Source organism: Reichenbachiella agariperforans, from assembly GCF_900142205.1.
GTDB classification, from domain to species: domain Bacteria; phylum Bacteroidota; class Bacteroidia; order Cytophagales; family Cyclobacteriaceae; genus Reichenbachiella; species Reichenbachiella agariperforans.
In genome coordinates, this window is sequence record NZ_FRAA01000012.1 from 13,116 (window position 1) to 34,325 (window position 21,210).

The 21,210-nt window shown below is 45.7% G+C and carries 12 protein-coding genes; 10 read left to right on the forward strand and 2 right to left on the reverse strand.

Features of this window, described 5'->3' with window-relative positions; translation table 11 throughout:
- Positions 1-537 carry an aspartyl protease family protein gene (locus BUB99_RS19290; protein ID WP_073125440.1) on the reverse strand — a complete coding sequence of 179 codons (537 nt, stop codon included), beginning with the start codon at positions 535-537 and terminating at the stop codon, positions 1-3.
- 145 nt (positions 538-682) lie between these two features.
- The gene (locus BUB99_RS19295; RefSeq protein ID WP_073125442.1) at positions 683-4,759 is read right to left on the reverse strand and encodes a hybrid sensor histidine kinase/response regulator transcription factor; all 4,077 of its coding nucleotides are present in this window, start codon (positions 4,757-4,759) and stop codon (positions 683-685) included.
- Positions 4,760-5,011: 252 nt separating this feature from the next.
- On the opposite strand from BUB99_RS19295, the gene BUB99_RS19300 reads away from it, so the two are divergent.
- The 10 genes from BUB99_RS19300 (at position 5,012) to BUB99_RS19355 (ending at position 21,047) form a co-directional block, all read left to right on the forward strand.
- A complete protein-coding gene (locus tag BUB99_RS19300) occupies positions 5,012-8,023 on the forward strand; it encodes a SusC/RagA family TonB-linked outer membrane protein (protein WP_073125444.1) in 3,012 nt (1,003 codons plus the stop codon).
- Positions 8,024-8,041: 18 nt separating this feature from the next.
- Positions 8,042-9,598 (forward strand): RagB/SusD family nutrient uptake outer membrane protein, encoded by a 1,557-nt coding sequence (locus BUB99_RS19305; protein ID WP_073125446.1) that lies wholly within the window; start codon positions 8,042-8,044, stop codon positions 9,596-9,598.
- Between the two features lie 11 nt (positions 9,599-9,609).
- Positions 9,610-11,046 (forward strand): SusE domain-containing protein, encoded by a 1,437-nt coding sequence (locus tag BUB99_RS19310; RefSeq protein ID WP_073125449.1) that lies wholly within the window; start codon positions 9,610-9,612, stop codon positions 11,044-11,046.
- A gap of 195 nt (positions 11,047-11,241) precedes the next feature.
- A complete protein-coding gene (locus BUB99_RS19315; protein ID WP_073125451.1) occupies positions 11,242-12,444 on the forward strand; it encodes a glycoside hydrolase family 53 protein in 1,203 nt (400 codons plus the stop codon).
- Positions 12,445-12,549: 105 nt separating this feature from the next.
- On the forward strand, positions 12,550-15,093 hold the full coding sequence (locus BUB99_RS19320; RefSeq protein WP_073125454.1) for a glycoside hydrolase 5 family protein: 2,544 nt from the start codon (positions 12,550-12,552) through the stop codon (positions 15,091-15,093).
- A 135-nt stretch (positions 15,094-15,228) separates the two neighbouring features.
- Entirely contained in the window at positions 15,229-16,509 is a 1,281-nt protein-coding gene (locus BUB99_RS19325) for a glycosyl hydrolase 53 family protein (RefSeq protein ID WP_170863856.1), read from the forward strand.
- Positions 16,510-16,689: 180 nt separating this feature from the next.
- Positions 16,690-16,779, forward strand: coding sequence for a hypothetical protein (locus tag BUB99_RS19330; RefSeq protein WP_407691733.1), 90 nt, complete (start codon positions 16,690-16,692; stop codon positions 16,777-16,779).
- A 1,137-nt stretch (positions 16,780-17,916) separates the two neighbouring features.
- Entirely contained in the window at positions 17,917-18,318 is a 402-nt protein-coding gene (locus BUB99_RS20295) for a hypothetical protein (RefSeq protein WP_139281111.1), read from the forward strand.
- A gap of 878 nt (positions 18,319-19,196) precedes the next feature.
- Entirely contained in the window at positions 19,197-20,198 is a 1,002-nt protein-coding gene (locus tag BUB99_RS19350; RefSeq protein WP_073125468.1) for a phospholipase D-like domain-containing protein, read from the forward strand.
- A gap of 81 nt (positions 20,199-20,279) precedes the next feature.
- Positions 20,280-21,047, forward strand: a complete 768-nt coding sequence (locus tag BUB99_RS19355; protein WP_073125471.1) for a hypothetical protein — start codon at positions 20,280-20,282, stop codon at positions 21,045-21,047.
- The last annotated feature ends 163 nt before the right edge of the window (positions 21,048-21,210 follow it).

Genomic DNA, 21,210 nt, shown 5'->3' on the forward strand with positions numbered 1-21,210 from the left:
TTATTTTGTGTTTTTAGCAATGGTGAGTTCTGAATCTTGTTTCTGGCTTCTTTTGTTCTTTTTGACTTTGTATTCTATGCTGACTGTATTTGTCCCCATGTCTATGACAAAACCGTATTGTCGCATAAGGTTGGTCCCCAGTATAGCTGTTACGTGTTTTCCAGTTCTGGCTCGGATAGAGCTCACGATGTTGGTGATGTCATAGGCGTAAAAGTCAGACTTTAGTTGCATTTCTCCAAAATATAGTCGCGCATTAGTAACTTGATGTAGTTGGTTGTGCCGAGATCCAAACCCTGCGACTTTGATTTGTTGATTGAAATCCTGATGGGCATGAAAGTCATATCTGTCTTTGGATTTGAGATTAAAGACTGTGATGTCTGATCCTGTATCGAGTAGCACCCAGGTTTTTTTACCGTTGAGGGTCATTTCAACGATGGGTTTTTCATAATAGCGCGTTTTCATAGTTTGGTGATTTTGTCCATGACCTAGCGTGCATGCCGCCACCAAGATACCGAGTAGAAGGATGATAAATTTCATAGTGTTTTTGTTTATGTGAGTTTATACATCAAACTAAGACACTAGCATGTTACCGTGTGTCACGGCATAGTAAAGAGATGTCACAAGTTGTCACAGCAGGCTTGGGTATAGCACATAAAGCGTGATAAAGAGAAGGAGGTGGCTGTTATTGAACTTTTTTCTTTTCTGTTTCAAACCTTTCTTGGTACTTTTTGGGGGATAGCCCAAATTCTGATTTGAAGCATTTCGAAAAGTAGGATAAGCTAGAGAATCCCACTTGGTACATGATCTCGGTGATGTTGCCTTCCTTGTTTTGAAGCAGGAGGGAAGCCTTTTTGAGCCGGTACTTTTGGATGATCTCTTTGGCAGAGTGGTCGGTATTGGCTTTGAGTTTTCGGTAGAGGTGGGTTGAGCTCATGGCCATCTCGCTGCTGATCATGTCTACGGTGAGTTCCGAATTGGCAATATTTGCTTCTATGATATCCATGACGCGCTTGACGAAGATGTTGTCCTCGTTGTTGGCGGCTTGAGACTCGCTAGGCAAAGGGATGAGATCATTTCTGAAGAATTCTGTTAGTTCTTTTTTGCGCTGGATCAACTGGTCTATGTGTGCTTCGAGGAGTTCAATCTCAAAGGGTTTGGTGATGTAAGCATCCGCTCCGGTTTTGATCCCTTCTATACGATGCGAAAGTAGGGCTTTGGCCGTCAAGAGAATTACTGATACGTGACTGGTTTTGGGGTTGTTCTTGATTTCCTTGCAGAGCGTGAGCCCGTCCATGATGGGCATCATGATGTCACTGATGATGACTTGAGGTAGGAAGTTGTTGGCTTTGAGCAACCCTTCTTGTCCGTTTTCTGCAGCGACGAAATTGTATTTATGGTTGAGGCTAGTACGGATGAAGTCTACCATGTCGTTGTTGTCCTCTATGATGAGCACGAGCGGCTTATCAGAGGCGAGATCCAGTTGGTAGAACTTCGAGCCGTTCTGTCTGCCATGTACCGAAGGGGTCGCCCGAATCTCGACTTGTGCATCAGCTGCCAAGGTATCCACGGGGAGGTGGGTTTTGCCTAGGGGGAGGTGGACGGTGAAGCTTGTTCCCATTCCAGGGCTACTTTTGACGGAGATGTTACCGTGGTGCAGTGCGACATATTCAGCAGCGAGCGTCAGTCCTATGCCACTGCCAGATTCTTTGCGTTTGCCGTCTTGGGCTTGATAGAATCGTTCGAAGATTCTGCCTTGGTCTTCCTCAGAGATGCCGACTCCTGAGTCACTGACCTCTATCTTGAATGCGCCTTCCTTGTACGCTGGGTACTGCGTATCGATCGATACAGTCATTTTAATGAACCCTTCTCTGGAGGTGAATTTGAAAGCATTGGAAAGAAGGTTGAATAGTACCGTCTCTACTTTTTCGGCATCTATCCAGACCTCTTGCTCGGGGATATTTTTTTCGAATAGAAAATGAATATGTCCTCTTTGCGCCTTGTCGCTAAACATAGAAAAGACTTCCTCGCAGTATGCTACGAGTGCTACGAGCCGGACTTTGAGCTGTAGGGTGTCGTTCTCCATTTTGTTGAAATCCAAAATCTGATTAACCAGACGGAGTAGTCTTTCCGCATTTTTTTCTGCTAGGGCAATCAGTGTTTTACTTTCTGTATCTAGTGTACCTGTATGCTGTACTTGGTGAATCGGAGGGAGGATGAGGCTGATCGGTGTACGGAGTTCGTGGGAGATATTGGTGAAAAAGACTTCTTTGGTTCGCTCGATTTCTTCAGCGTGTTTTACTTCGAGTCGTGTGATCTGCAGTTGGTTCTTGAGATGTACTCTCGTCGAGTAGGTTTTGAGCGCATAGTAGATGAAGACCAAGAGCATGACGATGTACAAGGTGATGAAGTAGCCATTGAGGAATAGCGGTGGGTTGATGGTCATCTGTAGACGTGTGACCGCCTCAGTTTCTAGACCGTAGTAGTTGATCGCACGCACGACGAAGGTATAGTCACCTGCTTTGACGTTGGAGTAGATGGCAAGGTTGTTCGCGCCTGACACCTGATGCCAGTTGTCTTCGAACCCTTCGAGGCGGTAGGTATAAAGGTTCTTGTTGGGTTGCCAAAAGTCCAATGAGGAAAATTGCAGTGCAAAAGACCGTTCGTCATAGTCTAGTTCGAGATGTTCGACAAAGGAGATGTCTTGTGTCAGTAGTGTGCGACCATCCAGCTCTTCTCCTATGGAGATGTGTCGGTTGTTGATGTCTAGGTCGGTGACATACACGGAGGGGATGTAGGCATTGGGTGTGGCTTGATTCGGCACGAAACTGATAAATCCGTTGTCTCCACCGAAGAGGATTTGGCCATTTTTGTTTTTGACTACACAGCCGAAATAGAAGCTCTTGATCGGTAGGTTGTGATCCAGTGGGAAGATTTCGAAATGTTTCGTCGTTGCAGAGAGTTTTTGCAGCGAGGAGTTGGTGACGCTCCAAATGTTTCCTGCATCGTCTTCTATGATACTGGTGACGATCTCGTCATTGTCCGTCAAAAACGGATGCCATGTCACTTGGTGTGATGAGGGGTCGTATTGGATGAGGCCATTGAGAGTGCCAGCCCATATCTCTCCACTATCGGAGCAGTAGAGGGTATAGATCATGCGGTTGGCGGCTAATTTATTGAAGGCAATCACTGGGGTGCTCTCCAGTGATTCAGTATGGACACGGTATAGTTGGTCATACTCGATCGTCCAGATGTATCCTGCGCCATAGATGTGTTTTTCTGATCCTGACGCTAGACTGGAGACCTCTTTGAATCGTAGATCGGAGTGAGCCTTTAGATCTCCTTCTATCTTGTATAATCCACCCTGCCATGCGCTGACCCAGAGTGTGCCATCATCCTGCTGGGTGAAATTGCCGATATAGTTGGATTGTAGCCCATTGCTAGGGGCAGCCTTGATGGCGGTCATGCTTTGGGATTGCTCGTCCCAGATGTTGATCCCACTGGCAGTACCTATCCATATCTGTCCAAACTGGTCTTCTTCTAGGGTAGATACATTATCGAGAAGGAGTCTTTGGTCCGCAGAGCTGGCTGTATTGAAGATTTTTTTCTTTCCCGTATGAGGGTCGAGTTGGATCACACCGTGTTGGGTTGCGAGCCAGTAGTCTCCCGTTCGGCTAATGAGAAAGGACTTAATCTGGTTGCCAATCGCACGACCACCTGCCTCGTAGGTGATGTCGTGAAAGGTGTAGAAGTTACCGTACTTGTTGATCCGGCTCAGTCCGTTGGAGGTGACGAACCAGATGACACCACTTTTATCCTCGAAGATTTGAATCACGACATTGTTGGCGATGGAGTAGGGGAGCTGAGGATTGTGAAAATGTGTCGAGTTGGTCTTCGTGATGGGGTCGAAGATGTTGAGACCAAAATCAGTTCCTAGCCAGAGTTTTCCTTCGGTATCGGGATAGATCCACTTAATGACGGGGTTGCTAAACGAGGGATTATAAGCCGTGAACGAATAGCTTTCCAGTGTATTCGTGTTGATACGGTAGAGGCCGAGTTCCGTCCCTATCCAAATATTAGGGTCGTGGTTGATCGAGGGTTTGATGTCTAGGACTAGGTGATTTTGGTTGGTAGCAGGCGGATTGGTTAGTGTCACTTGTTCGAATTGTCTTCGCCCCTTTTTGAGGAGATTGAGACCATCATAGGTGCCTACCCATACCGTACCATTTTGGTCTTCATAGATACTACGCACCATATTGTGCGAGAGGCTATGTTGTTCATTGTTTAGCCGTTCGAAATTGTCAGTGGTGAGGTCGTAGCGGATTAGTCCTTTGGCAGTCCCTATCCATAGTACATCCTGCTGCCCTACATGCAGCGTGCGAATGGTATTGGCTCCCTGTAAGTCGATTCGTGTGATTTCAAAGGTCTTGACGTTGACTTTGCAAAGTCCGTCCCAGCTACCAACCCAGATGTAGTCACCAATAGACACGACAGAGGTTAGTTCGTTGGATGGGAGCGTATTGTCCGCTTCACCTTTCTTAAATAAAGTAAATTTGTTGCCATCATATCGAGCCAAACCACTACCTGTACTCACCCAAATAAAATCATACTGATCTTGGGTGACCCCCGCCATGATGTTGGTGGGTAACCCATCCCGCATCGATAAGGTCGAGAAGTACAGCTCTTGGGCTGGAGCCAAAAAACTGTATAGAACCATGAGTCCAATAAGAAATGAAATGGGTAGTTGTTTGTTTGTTTTCATGTACTACAAAATCTGCTTGCAATATAACCAATCGACCTGTATGCTTGGGATTCCAGTGATGCTCTTGCACGCATACAGCTTAGCTACAGTCACGTTGCTAATTTGTGTATAAACAGGCTTAATCGCGCTTTAAAACATGAAAATGGATTAAAGTTCATAGTTTGTGTATGATTTGTGCAAGTGACGAGAAAAGCTAATATCTAGTTTTGAGTAAGATTATTGAACTACTATCAAACTAATAAGCATGAGCGTATGAAAAAGCAACTACTAATAATTTGTTTCATCCTATTCGGGGCAGTCATAGCCTTCGCTCAACAGAGCGTGACAGGTACTGTGACAGCTGTCGACGAACCAGGAGGAATGCCAGGGGTCAGTGTCTTAGAAAAAGGTACAACCAACGGTACAGTAACTAATATAGACGGCCAGTTTTCGATGACTCTTAAATCCGAAGATGCCATTTTGGTATTTTCTTTTGTAGGGTATGAAACACAGGAATCCCTCGTGGCAGGTAGATCTGCTGTAGATGTGACTTTGAATCTCGATGTAGCGACTCTCTCCGAAATAGTCGTGATAGGCTATGGGGAAGTGGAAAAAGATGATGTCACAGGTGCAGTGGCTACTTTAGGAGACACAGATTTTAATCAAGGCGTGACTACTTCACCACAAGACCTATTAACAGGCCGTATGGCAGGGGTCTCAGTGACCAGCGCTGGGGGCGCACCGGGTAGTGCCTCTACCATTCGTATTAGAGGAGGATCTTCTTTAGGGGGAGCGACCAACGACCCACTGATCGTAATTGACGGTTTTCCAATCGACGATGGCGCAGTGAGTGGATTGTCCAACCCGCTCAATACTTTGAACCCAAATGATATCGAATCTTTCACAGTACTAAAGGACGCTTCTGCAGCAGCGATCTACGGTTCACGTGCATCCAATGGTGTCATCTTGATTACGACCAAAAAAGGGAAATCGGGAAAACTAAAAGTAAACCTCAATAGCCAAGTATCAGTCAGTACACCGACCAAATATGTAGATGTGCTTACAGGAGATGAATACAGAGAGTTGGTGACAGGTCTAAACGGCTCTGATTTTAGCGGGATTGATGATGCAGCATTGAGAAAGTTGGGTGATGAAAACACCGATTGGCAAAAGGAGATATTCGAAACGGCTATTTCTCAAAACCATAACGTAAGTGTTTCAGGAGCCGCAGGAGGTATTCCTTTCAGAGCGTCTTATGGATTTACGGATCAAAACGGTATACTCAAGACGACTTCTACGACACGTCATTCTTTGTCATTGAATTTGAGTCCTAGTCTACTTGACAACCATTTGAAAGTCAATGTCAACGCCAAAGGGACTTTGGCTAACTCTAATTTTGGAGACGAAGGAGCGGTAGGCTCTGCGGTTAATTTTGATCCAACACAGCCAGTCTACAATGGCAACAGCCGCTACAATGGCTATTTTGCCTATACCACCACGACACTACCTGACGGCAGCATCGACCCAGAAGGTCCAGCCAATACGTTCATCAGCAACCCAGTAGCGATGTTGGAGTTGAGAGAAAACACGGCAGATGTCAACCGATTCATTGGTAATGTACAGTTGGATTACAAATTTCATTTCTTTCCTGAATTGAAAGCAAATCTTAACCTTGGTATGGACAGAACAAGTACGGATGGGGTGGACAATGCGCTACCAGGGACGACATGGACTTACAGGGATTATACAGGAGACAACGGACGTTTGCTTGACTATACGAGCGAGTCGAATTCTGAGCTTTTAGAGTTTTATCTTAACTATAATAAGAAGTTTGGTCAGCATAGCGTCGACGTGATTGGTGGATATTCGTGGCAGCACTGGGAGAGAGCAGGGACGACATTTGATAGAAACACCGATGGTACACAAGTGGTACAGGATACGAAGGATTCGGATGAGAACTTCTTGGTGTCGTTCTACGGGCGGTTGATCTATGACTATGACAGCCGCTATGTACTGACTGCTACAGTGAGACAAGACGGTTCATCACGGTTCATTGGAGACAACCAGTGGGGACTGTTCCCATCATTGGCACTAGCTTGGAATCTGCACAATGAGTCATTCTTGGAGGGTGTTCCTTCACTCTCCATGTTGAAATTGAGATTGGGATATGGGGTGACTGGACAGCAAGGCCTATCGCCTGATTTGGTAGATCCTTATTATCCTGCGATTGCAAAGTACCTCAGAAGTACAACAGGTGCATCGGTACAGTTTGGCAATGATTATTACAACACACTGAGACCGGCTGCTTATGACGCTAATCTCAAGTGGGAAGAAACGACTACTTATAACATCGGTCTGGATTTTGGGTTTTGGGATGACAAACTCTCGGGTAGCATCGAATACTATCAGAAGACGACGGATGATCTGCTCAACAATATTCCGATCGCAGATGGGAGTAACTTTAGCAACTACCTGATCACCAATGTGGGGTCTATGGAAATCAGTGGGTTAGAGGTGTCGCTGACGGGTAGATTGGTGTCTAAGGCTGACTTTACCTGGTCTGTCGGAGCGAACTTTACTTACAACACCAGAGAGATTACACAACTCAGTAAAACCAATGATCCTAACGACCCAGGCGTACAAGTAGGGGCTATTGCTGGTGGGACGGACAACAAGATTCAAATCTTGACTGTCGGACATGCACCATACGCTTTTTATACTTTTCAGCAGGTGTATGATGCCAATGGCAATGCACTCGAAGGAATCTATGTAGATAGAACAGAAGAAGGCGGTGAAGTGATCAGCAACCAGTTCAACAAGTACCACAATCAAAATCCAAATGCGGATGTCCTTGTCGGGATCAACTCTAGATTGAATTACAAAAACATCGATTTCTCTTTCTCAGGGAGATGGAGCATAGGCAATTATGTATATAACAATGGACTAGCGGATAATTCGCTATCGAGCTTGTATCAATCGTCGGCCAATGGCTACTTTGGAAACATCAGACAGTCAGCTGCTGAGATTGGTTTTTCTGTACCGCAGTACTGGTCAGATATGTACGTACAGGACGCATCGTTCTTCAAGATGGACAACATCAGTTTAGGCTATACGCTAGACGGATTGTTTGAGAACAAGCTAAAAGCAAGATTGAGCTTTACGGTTCAAAATGCTTTTGTCATCACAGATTATGAGGGGATAGACCCTGAGGTTGATGGAGGGATAGACAACAATATCTACCCACGGCCTAGAACCTATTTGGTAGGTCTTAACCTTAATTTTTAATCCGAAAACAGCATAAAAATGAAAGCAAATAATATTTATATATCGATACTATCATTGTGCCTGCTGACCCTCGTGTCCTGTGTCAATGATTTGGATGTGAGTCCAACCGATCCAGATGTAGTAGGTTCTGACAAGGTCTATGAGACCGTGGCGGATTACAAAGAAGGCTTGGCAAAACTGTACGCGACTCTAGCACTTAGTGGACAGCAGGGACCAGATGGCTATCCAGATATTGAAGGGATAGATGAAGGGTTTGGTAACTACCTGAGACAATATTGGAATCACCAAGAGTTGACCACTGATGAGGCGGTTTTGTCTTGGAACGATGCGACGATCAAGGATTTTCACTGGCACACATGGACTGCCAATGACGGTTTTATCGCAGCGATGCACTCGCGCATCATGTACACCGTCGCACTGTGCAACGAGTATATCAGAGTGACCGAAGGCAAAGAGGAAGATGAAATCAAGACATTTCAAGCGGAGGCGAGATTCCTACGTGCTTTAGCTTATTCACATGGATTGGATCTTTTTGGCGCTATGCCATTCGTGACCGAAGAGAACTTGCCAGGAGCATTTTTTCCGGAGCGTATCACACGTGAGGATTTGTTCGCGTATGTGGAGGGGGAGTTATCTGATATGATGCCGACATTAGGAGCGGCGGGATTCGAATATGGACGAGCGGATCAGGGTGCTGCGTCTATGTTGCTCGCTAAGTTATACCTCAACGCTGAGGTGTACATCGGTGAAGACAAGTATGACGAATGTTTGGCTGCACTACAGACTGTACTCGCAGGAGGATACACGATTCCTACGGATTATAGATACAGTTTTGTAGCGGACAACGATGAAAGCCCTGAGATGATCTTTGCGATCACTTATGATGGGATACAGACGCAGACTTGGGGCGGTATGACATACATTTTACACTCTCAAATCGGTGGATCTATGGACGCAGAGGGTATGTTCGGGACCAGCGATGCTTGGTCTGGGTTGAGGACGACCTCAGCTTTGGTCAATAAGTTTGACATGACCAATGACAGCAGAGCGTTGTTTTGGACGGATGGACAGAGCTTAGAGATTGATGATATCAGTCTGTTCTCTAATGGCTATGCTGTCACTAAGTTTAGAAATAGAAAGTTGAATGGAGATCTATCGGATTCTAATCAGAGTGTACAGGTAGATACTGACTTTCCACTGTTTAGATTGGCGGATGCCTACCTGATGTACGCCGAAGCAGTGCTTCGTGGTGGAGAAGGGGGAACACGTGCACAGGCTTTGACCTACGTCAATGAACTACGCACACGCGCCTATGGTGACAATTCTGGGGAGGTAGCTGATGCCAATTTGGATTTGGATTTTATCTTGGATGAGAGAGCGAGAGAGCTTTTTTGGGAAGGACACAGACGTACGGATTTGGTCAGATTTGGCAAGTTCACGACAGGGGATTACCAATGGCCATGGAAAGGAAAAGTGAAGGAAGGGGTAGCTACAGATAGTTACCGAAATGTTTTTCCGGTGCCTTCAGCACAGCTAGTTGCCAACCCAAATCTTACCCCAACTGACGGTTATTAAAACATAGAGACATGAAGAATATCATAAAAATATACACATTCATTCTGGCCTCATTGGTGTTGATTTCTTGTGAGGAGGAATTAGTAGAAAAAGCGGTTTTGGATTCAGAATCAGCGGTGAACGAATTGTCGGAGCTGCCTTCTAGTAGCTATACCTTGCTATATGACGAGGGTGCCGAGGCATTTGATGAGTTTGAATGGACAGAAGCTGATTATGGTTTTTCGGCATCTGTGACTTATACGCTCCAAGTAGCTGCTGCAGGTACCGAGTTTGCAGAGGCTAAGGGATTAGGTACGACGCAGGCGGACAGTTTGGTGATAGCTAATGCTTCGTTGAACACTACGATTCTAGGTATGGGGGCTACAGCTGAACAAGCTTATGCGGTTGATTTTAGAGTAGCATCCTCTATAGGAGAAGGAGTTGCCCCTGTTTATTCTAATGTAATCAGCGCAACGGTGACTCCTTACGCGACGACATTTCCTCCGATCTATTTGATAGGGGATGCCCAAAATTGGGATCTTGGTGCGCCTATGGTATTAGAAAGCACAGGTCCAGGTGAGTACGTGGGGATCGGCCCATTTGTGGCTGACGGATTTTTCCGATTCTTCGAGACGCCGGCTTGGGATGCTACCCAGTGGAATGCAGACTATTTCGAAGGTGGAACGATACCCGATGTGTTGATCAATTCGGGGGATGGTGACGCCAACTTCCAGTATACGAGCACCGATCAAGACTATCAGATTACAGTGAACCTCAACACCAAGACCATCACGATGGAAGATGCGCCGACGCTGTATATCATTGGTGATGACCAGGGATGGGATACCAATACGGCTTTCCAGTTGGGAGCGATTGCTCCGGGTGTGTTCGAAGGGACGACCACTTTCACGCAGGGGAGTATTTGGAGATTCTTTGAGCACGCCGATTGGGCTGCTACACAGTACAATTATACCTACTTCGAAGGAGGTACGATCCCTGCTGATTTGACGGACGGCGGACCTGCAGACAACAACTTTACCAACGGTGCAGCCACGGGAGCTTATACGATCACAGTGAACCTCAACGAGAAGACGATCGAGATGGTCGCTGGAGAGTTAGAAGAAGAAGAGGAGGAAGAGGAAGAAACACCAACGGAAGTCACGACGCTGTTTTTGGTGGGCGATGACCAAGGGTGGTCTTTTGGGACAGCCTACGAACTGACTTACCTCGGGGATGGCAAGTTCGAAGGGACTACCGATTTTACCAACGGGTCTTCGTTTAGATTCTTTGGTGAAATGGACAACTGGAGCGACCCTGTGTTCGGGTACAGCTACTTCGCCGAAGGTTCGGTGACGGAAGTACTCGGAGACAACGAAGATGCAGACAGCAATTTTGTAGTAGTGGGAGAGACCGGTAGCTATGCGATAGCCATTGACTTGACGGCCAAAACCATCGAGTTGACTCAATAAGCAATGACTAAACTATCTCGTGGCGTGTAGTTGCTCCGAGATAGCCTTAGAACCAAACAGATAGCCGTGGGCTGTCGAAAACTGTCAGCCGAAGAGCGGCTTTTAAATATTGTACTTTTAACTTTTTATGCCTCAAATATTGACCAGAGGCTTCCTTTGGTCAATATTTCAGGTTTAAATTAGATGTTTTGTAACATGAATCAGATACCCAAGATGAACCTCCTATTCGCCTTTTTGATGTTGTTGACCCTGTGGAACTGCAGTGAGGACGAAGGATCAACTCCTGATCCCGATCCAGAACCAGAGCCGGAAGTAGTTGATTTTCAGTTTGGCGCTGATTTGTCTTATGTCAATCAGATTTTGGACCAAGGAGGGATTTTTCAAGTAGAAGGACAGGAGACGAATCCTTACGAGATTTTTGCCGACAAGGGAAACCAAATCGTGAGGCTCAGACTGTGGCACACGCCGACTTGGACACAAGAGGTCTACGGCGAGGACGGAACCCAGATGTACAATGATCTAGCCGATGTGGAGCGTGCGATCGTCGCGAGCAAGGCCGCAGGGATGCAGGTACTTTTGGATTTTCACTACAGTGATACCTGGGCAGACCCAGAGAAGCAGTATGTGCCTGAGGCATGGGCAGATATCACAGATATCGCGGTGCTAGAGGACTCGGTTTACAACTACACGCACAAGACACTGACCTATCTCAACGACAAAGGCCTGATGCCAGAGTACGTACAGTTAGGCAATGAGACCAACTGTGGCATGATGTACTCGGATGCCAAAGCGGCTTTCCCAAATTGCAACGTGTGCAACGACAGTTGGACGAATTTTAGAGCGGTGATCAACAAGGGCATCTTGGCCGTCAACGATGTAGAAGCCAACGCTACGGTGGATACTCAGGTCATCCTACACGTCGCTGATCCCAAGAACGTCGACTGGTGGTTTGACAACCTCGGACTATCGGGGTACGACATCATCGGATTTTCATATTACCCACTGTGGCACACGACGATTGGTCTGTCGCAGTTGGAGGAGACGGTTGCGGGCTTCAAGGCCAAATACCGTAAGGACGTGATGATCCTAGAGACAGCCTACCCATGGACGACCGAGGGAGCCGATAGTTACAACAACCTCTTCGGTGGAGAAGAGGCACTGTCAGGCTATCCATACACGCCGACTGGACAATCGGATTTGTTGCAATCCATCACGCAGAGCATGATCAATGCCGGCGGAATGGGTGTCATCTATTGGGAGCCCGCTTGGATTTCTTCGGAGATGAAGGATCTCTGGGGTACAGGCTCTGCTTGGGAGAACAACGCATTTTTTGATTATGACGGCAATGCCAATGCCGGATTTGACTACATGACCGCTACCTATGAGGGGCAGGAGTAAGGACTCCCTACGCGCCAAGTAAGCACAAACAAGGACATAGAAAAATACACCGGACAGCTATCGCGAGATAGGCTGAAGGGGAGTGTATTGCGAAAGATTTTTACGATGAAACATATATATCTGATGATAATCGCGGTGATGCTGGTGCATACATCGCAGGGACAAAACAGCACGGGTAGCCGTACTGATGTGACCGTGGATGCCAACGGAATCATGCACTGGCCAGACCAGACCGAGGTGCAGGGTTTTGGGGTCAACTATACCGTGCCGTTTGCGCATGCCTACCGCACGGCCATGCGCCAAGGGGTAGACATCAAAGCGGAGATCGACAAAGATGTGTATCATTTTGCACGATTGGGATTTGATGCCTACCGTGTACACGTCTGGGACACTGAGATCTGTGACTCGTTGGGCAATTTGATCGAAAACGAGCATTTGGAGCTGTTCGATTACATGCTCATGAAAATGAAGGAGCGTAACATGAAGTTCCTCATCACACCGATTGCGTTTTGGGACAACGGCTGGCCCGAACCAGCGGAGAAAACACCAGGCTTTGCCAACAAGTACGGCAAAGAGGATTGTTTGACTAATCCGGATGCCATAGAGGCGCAGGCCAACTATCTCTATCAGTTTCTCAATCACGTCAATCCCTACACAGGAGTTGCCTACAAGGACGATCCAGATATCGTGGCATTCGAGGTGAGCAATGAGCCGCACCACGACGAGTCGATAGAGAAAGTGACGGCATTCGTCAGCAAGATGGTGCAGGCGATGAAGAAGACAGGCTGCCAAAAGCCGATCTTCTACAACGTCAGCCACAGCATACACCTAGAGGATGCCTACTACGCAGCAGGGATCGATGGTGGGACCTTTCAGTGGTATCCTACTGGACTAGGGTCTGGCGAAGAAATCGGAGGCAACCTTTTGCCTAACGTGGACAACTACGATATCCCGTTCAAGGCACACGAGGGCTTCAAGAAAGGAGCGAAAGTGGTCTACGAATTTGATGCAGCAGACGTGGGCCGCTCGTACATTTACCCTGCCATGGCGCGGAGTTTTCGTACAGCGGGGATCCAGTGGGCGACACATTTTGCCTATGACCCGACCTACATGGCTGCCAACAATACCGAGTACGATACCCACTACATGAATCTAGTATATGCTCCGCAAAAGGCGCTGAGTTTGAAGATATGTTCGGAGGTGTTTCACCAAGTGCCCGTGTATGCGGACTATGGGGCCTATCCAGCCAATGCGTCTTTTGAAGCCTTTCGCGTCAGCTACGAGGAGGATCTAGCAGAGATGGTCACGGAGGACAAATTCTACTATACGAATCACACGAGTACCCTACCGTCCAATACGAAGAAACTGAAAGAGATCGCTGGCTTTGGCAACTCTGCCGTGGTACAGTACGAGGGGAGAGGGGCTTACTTCCTCGACCAACTGGAGAAAGGAGTCTGGAGACTAGAGGTGATGCCGGATGCCGTGTGGATCGACAACTTGTTTGGCACCAATAGCCCTGACAAGAAGCTCGCCGATATCGTATGGAATACTTGGCCGATGACGGTGCAGTTGCCCGATTTGGGAAAGGATTTTTCCATCCAAGGCATCAATACAGGAAATGCCGTGAGCGGAAAAGCAGAAGGGCAGACTGTCGCTGTATCTCCCGGCACGTACCTCATTTCCCGCAAGGGGAAAGCCGTAAAGTGGAGCGCAGCAGATACCTATAAAAACATCAGACTAGGGGAGTACACCGCCCCTGCGACTACCCTCGAAGAGACTGTCGTACTGCACAGCGCGACACAGGAAGTGACCGCTGGCACAGCACTAGAGATAGAGGCGGAGGTCGTCAGTGCATCCGCACCTGCATCGGTCAAAATCCTCCCCAATACATGGGGCGCAAAGACCTACGACATGCAACGAACGGCGGGTTATAGTTATGCAGTGACGGTCCCTGCGGAGGCGGTCAAAGCGGGGTATTTCAGTTATTATCTGCTCGTGGAGACTGAGGAGGGGACGAAGACCTATCCTGCTGGAGTGATGGGCGCACCGAAGGATTGGGATTTTTACCAAGAGGCGACCTATACCACGAGAGTCGTGGGCGAGGATTCGGATCTATATCTCTTCGATGCAGCGCGGGATTTTGAAGAGCTGAACTGGGTGTGGTCCTCAGACGTGGCATTGCTGCCGAGTGCTGAGCCTGCCAAGTCTACCTTGACCCTCGATATGGAGCAGTTGCCCACCAACGAAGACAAGAGCCTCATGACGGACTATTCGGTGCGGTCATATTTTGGAGATGTGATCGGGGCGAGAGCCGCAGCGTTGGCAGGCTATACGAAGCTGGTGCTCCGAGGAAGCTCGCAGCGCGACACGCCTGTGACGGTCACACTCATCGGTGAGGACGGGAGTAGTTTTGGGGCGACAGTGACGCTCGGTGCAGAAGCGAAGGATTACCGTTTGGCGCTGGCAGATCTGAAACCGACGCAGCTGGTGACGCTACCGAGACCCTACCCGGGCTTTTTGCCCTACTACTTCGAGCGCAGTGCCGTAGTGGAGCAGCTAGACATCTCTCGGGTCGAATCGATACAGATTTCTATCGGGGGACAGGAGACTTACCAATACAGCATCGAAAGCATACGCTTGACAAAGTAGCATAAGGTCAAATCAGGTCTATGGCGCAACCGTCCGTTGCGCCCATGATTATTTCTTTTCCACAACAACAGCATGAAAAGCAATGATTATGATCGCCTCTCAAGTGAGGGGCTAATAACTTAAATAGACTAGATTATGTTTACATTTTTAACCAAGAGGATGGGAATCATCCTCTGTACACTCGTGCTATGCCTGATTTCTCCTTTGGCACACGCACAATTCGTCAAAGGAGCCGACATCAGTTGGCAGAGTGAGATGATCGCCTCGGGCTATCAGTGGTACGATGATAGCGGATACAGTACACCACTACATGACATCCTCAAGGATCACCACATGAGTGCTATCCGCCTCCGTGTGTGGGTCAACCCTGCCAGTGGATGGAACAACCAAAGTGATGTCGTTACCAAAGCGGTATGGGCCAAGAATGCCGGGATGGATGTGATGATTGATTTTCACTACAGTGACACTTGGGCAGATCCAGGCCATCAAACTCCACCAGCGGCATGGTCAGGCTACAACATGAGCCAGATGATGAATGCCGTATGGAACCATACGGTCAGTGTTTTGACAGCTGTCAAAAATGCAGGCGTAACCCCCAAATGGGTTCAGATCGGTAACGAGACCAATGATGGGATGATGTGGCCTCTGGGCAAAGCATCCACCAATGGTTTTCAGAACTACGCTTGGTTGGTCAATACGGGGAACAATGCCTCCAAATCGGTATTCCCGAATGCAAAGACTATCGTGCATCTCGCGAATGGCGAGAACCTGTCTGTGTTGCAATGGAACCTGGATGGCTTGGCGAGTTATGGAGCGACCTATGACATTATTGGGCTTTCGCTGTATCCGGGATCTTCTTGGCAATCTACGGTGAGCAACTACGCATACAACATCGGCTACCTATCCAACCGCTACGGCAAGAGTACCATGCTCTGCGAAGTAGGCATGGCTGCCTCACCGATCGCTACGTCCTACGATGCGCTCTACGAAATCATCAACCAATCAGCAGCCAACGGTAGTTTGGGGGTGTTCTATTGGGAGCCACAGGGCTACAACAACTGGGCAGGCTATGGCAAGCACTGCTGGCAGAGCAATGGCCAGCCGACTTGGGCACTGGATGCCTTCGTCTGGTCCAATGGAGGGTCGAGAGTGGCGGATATCAGTGAGGCACAGTCAGCGCCGCAGATAGATGTCCAAGTCTACCCCAACCCTGTGCAAAACCAACTGAAAATCGATATCGGGAGTCATGAGAGTGGTGAAGCGACCGTCTACAGCCTAGAAGGTCAAGCGCTGGCTCGCTTGCAGTTGTCATCGGGTGACAATGCCATCGATATGTCTGCTTGGCAAACAGGCATGTACTTGCTCACGGTTCGCTCGGGAGAGGAGGAGATCCAAACCAAAGTGATGAAGGAGTAAGCCGCAGGGATAAATCCGAGTGCTCGGAAACCTTCTCGTAGGCTGCAGGGGGAGAAACCAGTGTCTCCAAAATCGTAGCAAGAGCAGCCTCAGTAGCTAGAATTCGCAAGCCTCATACTTTTTCTTTTCTTTTTCAGGCATTTGCTAGAGTCTGGCACAGACTTGCGCTACATACAGACCTTGCTGGTGCATAATTCGTTACGAACCACAGAAATTTACACCCATGTAGCAGTCAAAGGTTTGGCAACCATAAAAAAACTACTAGATTAGTTAAAGATACATTGCGGATATGTGACATGGTGTCACATACTCGGGTGTTATGTGTAAAGACTGAGAATTTAAATCAACAATGGGACATAAAAATATTTGCTTTAAATGCAGAAAGTCTTTTAGTATAGGTCTTGATTTTAATGATATCAGAGCATCTAACTGTCCAGATTGTGGTGAATTGATGAATTTAATGCCGCATAGGTTTCGACCTCCAAAACGAACAGATAAAGGAAAATGGAAAACTGTAGAATATCTCTATAATGAAGGGTTTTCATATCAACGCATAATGGATGATGACATCTTAATAAATGTGAATTACCCCGAGAATCTAAGAGAAGCTAAAGTTTTCGTTGAAAAATATAAGAGCAGAATCTCTATTGTCAAATGATTGTAGCTCACATCGAAATAGTTACCATAGTAGTGACAATTCTATTTCTAACTCCCATTGTTTTTCAAGCATTGAAGAAGAGGCTATACAAAAAAATCACGTTCCAACTCTTAGTTAATATCCTCAACTATTCCCTACTTATTCAAAGCATTATTGGTGTTGTGTTAATGATATTTGTGTATTTATTCCCATATGAGCATACCCCAAAGAAATTGAATTCAATACTGAGTGGGTCGTCATACACATATTCCGTAATTGGGGTTTTCTGTATTATTCCAAGTGTTCTATTACTCAACTTCGTATATATGATAACTAATATGCTTAAAAGAAAAAACACATAACATCATACATCAATTTATGCTTTTGGCTGCTAGAGGATAGATATGAGCTTACTCCAGCCCCGCTGAATCTGCGATTCAGCTATATTGTAACCGAAACAATCTGCCTTACAATCAGCACGAATGATGTATAGGCGTTATCTTCCATGCACCATGAAGCCGATATTAGTTTTTCTCATACTTTTAGGCCCACTAACTGGGCAATGTCAGTTTTCATTTGAACCGAACAACGACTCAACTCTATTTGATAAACCTTACGATTCTGCGAACATCTTCGAATTTAAGTTCACGATATCAAGCCCTTGGTTCTATTCCTCTTACCTCGAACTAACATATAATCAGGATAGCATCTGGAACTATAAGCGATATCTGATTAAGAACGTTGATGGTGAGAGGGTTGAACTTTCTCCAATGGATTCAACGCCTAACATCGGCAACATCTGGAATCAGCTAGTCGAACTTGGCTTTCTAACAATGAAAACAGAAGACGAAGTGACTTTCAAAGTTATTGCGAACGGGAAGTTGTTCTTGCTACCATACGAAACCTACCAAAAAATGTATCCGACTGATTTGGCTAATTTTGTATCTGAACTTTCCAACCAACACGGAACGCGAACAGTAATGTATTACGCACCATCTGAGATGCTTGAAAAACTACAGAAATCCAATCAAAAATGGTATGTACCAGAACTTTACAAAGCTTCATTTTGCTACAATTTGATTATGGATACGTTCAAATTTGAAGATTATCGCAATAAATTCATTGAACTACGCAACCAAGAACAAACTGTCAAAACGAAAAAAGGAAGATAACATGGCGTCATAGTGCATGTGCGAACTGAGCATTTGGTCAGCTTCGGTGGAACGCAGCTCTCACCGATACGCTAGTAGGTTCGGATATCTTGGAGGATAAAGCAAATGCAGAAAGCCGGAGAGAGTGGATTGCCAGACAGTATGCAGGAGAGGAAGGGGACTTGGTGTTAAGCTACTTATCATCGAGCGGACGCTACGACCAGGGGAGTCAGAGGGGCGGCATACAATACTGTTAAATTCGTTGAGCTCAAGGGGCACCTACGTATAATATGGATTTCAGACTTCTATAGTTACACCTCTTTTGATCTGTCTGCGCAGACTTTGTCCCAAACCTACTGAAGCTTTACCAAAAACCTACTGATACTTTGCCACAAACCTGCTGTGACTTTATGCTAAACCTGTACAGGTTTGCTAGAAAACCCGTGCAGACTTTGCTCCGAACCCGCGCAGACTTTGCTCCGAACCCGCGCAGACTTTAGATCAAACCTGCGCAGACTTTGCTCCGAATCTGCGCAGACTTTAGGTCAAACCCGTGCAGACTTTGAGTCAAACCTGCACGGGTTTTTGAAAAGACAAAAACAGCCCCTTTCTGCAGCCTGCAGGACAGTATTTAGCGTCACGGTTTCCTTCCTGATGGCGTCAGGAACAAATCCGAAGACTCGGAGGCGTCAGGAGCATATCCCGACACACTTCACTGAATAGCCCCCCTGTATCTAGGTATATATAGGCCGTACTTTGATCTTAGAGACTCGCTTGCTTGTATCTATCAGGGCTAAGGGGTATTCTTGGGGATATATCAATGACTGTCGTAGTGTTGATACCAATAGTATATATACGCAATTGCGTATAGCGAAGTGTTGTGTACAATAAACAGAATCATGTCTAAAGTAATTGAAAGAGTCATAAACTTATCTCAAGAAATTGAGGAATTCCCTTTAGGACACTGTTCTCCGAGTGATGACCCAGATAAAATCACTGCTTACCTTTTTTCCTTTAAAGACCTTGTCAAAAGGTTCTTTTTTTCTGCTCAAAGAGTAGATGATAATGAGTTGCAAAAAATGCTTGAAAGATTAGACTTAGAACCTGAGTTTATAACGGAAGCATATGATTTAAAAGCCAACTTGCAAGGAATAATTGACTACATCTCTGATTCACTTGTTGAACCGACAAAAAGTCTAAGCGAGAAAAGAAACATTTCTGATAATGATGCTAAGAAGTTTTCTCAATTAATTCAAGAGACATTAATAGCGGAATCTGCTAATATTTTACCAAAGCTTTGCGAAAACTTGGGACTTGAAAAAGGAACAATTGATGAAGCATTTAAAAGCAAACGTAATTATGTTTATTCACGACTTGTGGGATTGGGAAAAAGTCAAATATTAGATTTAGCAATTCGAGTCAATCAAAATTATGACAATACACAATTGACTCAATTCTTAACTGATTTGAATGGGACAGATGGTGTAAATATTATTTCACAATTTGACAAAATTCAAGATTTAATAATTCAAGAAATTACTGATGCTAAGTATACCATTTGGATAGCGGTTGCGTGGTTTACGAATGCAGATATTGCTAATGCATTATTCTTAAAAAAGAAGGAAGGTCTTAACGTTCAAATTATCCTTAATGATGATAAAATCAACTCTAAATTAAAAGATAAACTCAATAATCATTTTGAAATATATTGGACTTCTAAAACTAGTTTAATGCACAACAAATTCTGTGTAATTGATTTTAATACTGTTATTCACGGTTCGTATAATTGGACTGTTAAAGCACAATATAATAAGGAAACTATATCCTTAATAAAAAGTATTAGACAAGCAAAAGAGTTCTCAAATGAGTTTATCAGAATAAAAAAAGGACTAATAAAATAACTGTACACAACACTGTTTATAGTGCATACCCTTCGGGACACGCACCATACACTAAACGTTACAGGCAATTAACCGAACCGAATGAAGATCAACTTTAAGAATGGCATCTTAGTTACAGCCATATTTGGAATAGTACTGCAATTCATACCCGAACTCAAGTCTATTGGCCTGCTGATGCTTTTTATAGTACTTCCCATATTACTAATCTACATAACTCTGAACAGCAGAAAAGAAATTCTACAAAGCGGTAAGAAATTAGCCTCTGCATTTCTCATATCAATATCAGTAACAACAGTATCAATTGTCATTTACACTTTGATGAAAATTCTGCGCTTACCTGGCAATTCTGAAATGATGATTATTACCGCAGCTTTATCAGTACTCTCTATCGTAGTTGGAACTATATACATTTGGCTCAACCCCAACATTATCGGAGCTGAACTGGCTTTGATATTTCTTCCAGTAATCATGATCGTGTGGGATATTATTCCATTGAACACTCCACCTCAATTAAAAGAACATTACACTGAGCTTATGACTGCTCACTATTGGAACCAAGCAACCGCCTTTAAGAATGTTGTCAGCGATTGTGAAGCCACTAAAGCAATCGAAAATCTTGAAGATCAACTTATAACATCTTCAGGTGGATTTGATGAAAACGGACGATTAGTTGGTTTTTACAACACCAAACTCACAGACATTTATAGGCAACAAGCCTCAGAACTTGTGGCAACACTAGCTCCGTCATACTCGAACGAACAAATGATTGAAAAATCAACTTATGTGGGTGAATTGATTATCTGCCTTACTCAACTACGGAACGAAGTGATTATTAAAAACTGCCTGTAACAGTGCGTATAGCGAATGCCCATGCTGCGTGACCGAAGGTGTGCGGGGAACAGCACCGCCGCTCCGCTCAGAATCAATAGAATACCGAGGAATGGTCATTCGTGACTCAAGCACTCCCGATCAACAGGAACGGCTCCTCGCTAAAAACGTTTAACAGATTTTT

What these genes read in the sequence shown, in the direction of transcription:
- BUB99_RS19290 (WP_073125440.1), bottom strand. Translation starts at nt 537, where the DNA reads ATGAAATTTATCATCCTTCTACTCGGTATCTTGGTGGCGGCATGCACG.
- BUB99_RS19295 (WP_073125442.1), bottom strand. Translation starts at nt 4,759, where the DNA reads ATGAAAACAAACAAACAACTACCCATTTCATTTCTTATTGGACTCATG.
- BUB99_RS19300 (WP_073125444.1), top strand. Translation starts at nt 5,012, where the DNA reads ATGAAAAAGCAACTACTAATAATTTGTTTCATCCTATTCGGGGCAGTC.
- BUB99_RS19305 (WP_073125446.1), top strand. Translation starts at nt 8,042, where the DNA reads ATGAAAGCAAATAATATTTATATATCGATACTATCATTGTGCCTGCTG.
- BUB99_RS19310 (WP_073125449.1), top strand. Translation starts at nt 9,610, where the DNA reads ATGAAGAATATCATAAAAATATACACATTCATTCTGGCCTCATTGGTG.
- BUB99_RS19315 (WP_073125451.1), top strand. Translation starts at nt 11,242, where the DNA reads ATGAATCAGATACCCAAGATGAACCTCCTATTCGCCTTTTTGATGTTG.
- BUB99_RS19320 (WP_073125454.1), top strand. Translation starts at nt 12,550, where the DNA reads ATGAAACATATATATCTGATGATAATCGCGGTGATGCTGGTGCATACA.
- BUB99_RS19325 (WP_170863856.1), top strand. Translation starts at nt 15,229, where the DNA reads ATGTTTACATTTTTAACCAAGAGGATGGGAATCATCCTCTGTACACTC.
- BUB99_RS20295 (WP_139281111.1), top strand. Translation starts at nt 17,917, where the DNA reads ATGGATTCAACGCCTAACATCGGCAACATCTGGAATCAGCTAGTCGAA.
- BUB99_RS19350 (WP_073125468.1), top strand. Translation starts at nt 19,197, where the DNA reads ATGTCTAAAGTAATTGAAAGAGTCATAAACTTATCTCAAGAAATTGAG.
- BUB99_RS19355 (WP_073125471.1), top strand. Translation starts at nt 20,280, where the DNA reads ATGAAGATCAACTTTAAGAATGGCATCTTAGTTACAGCCATATTTGGA.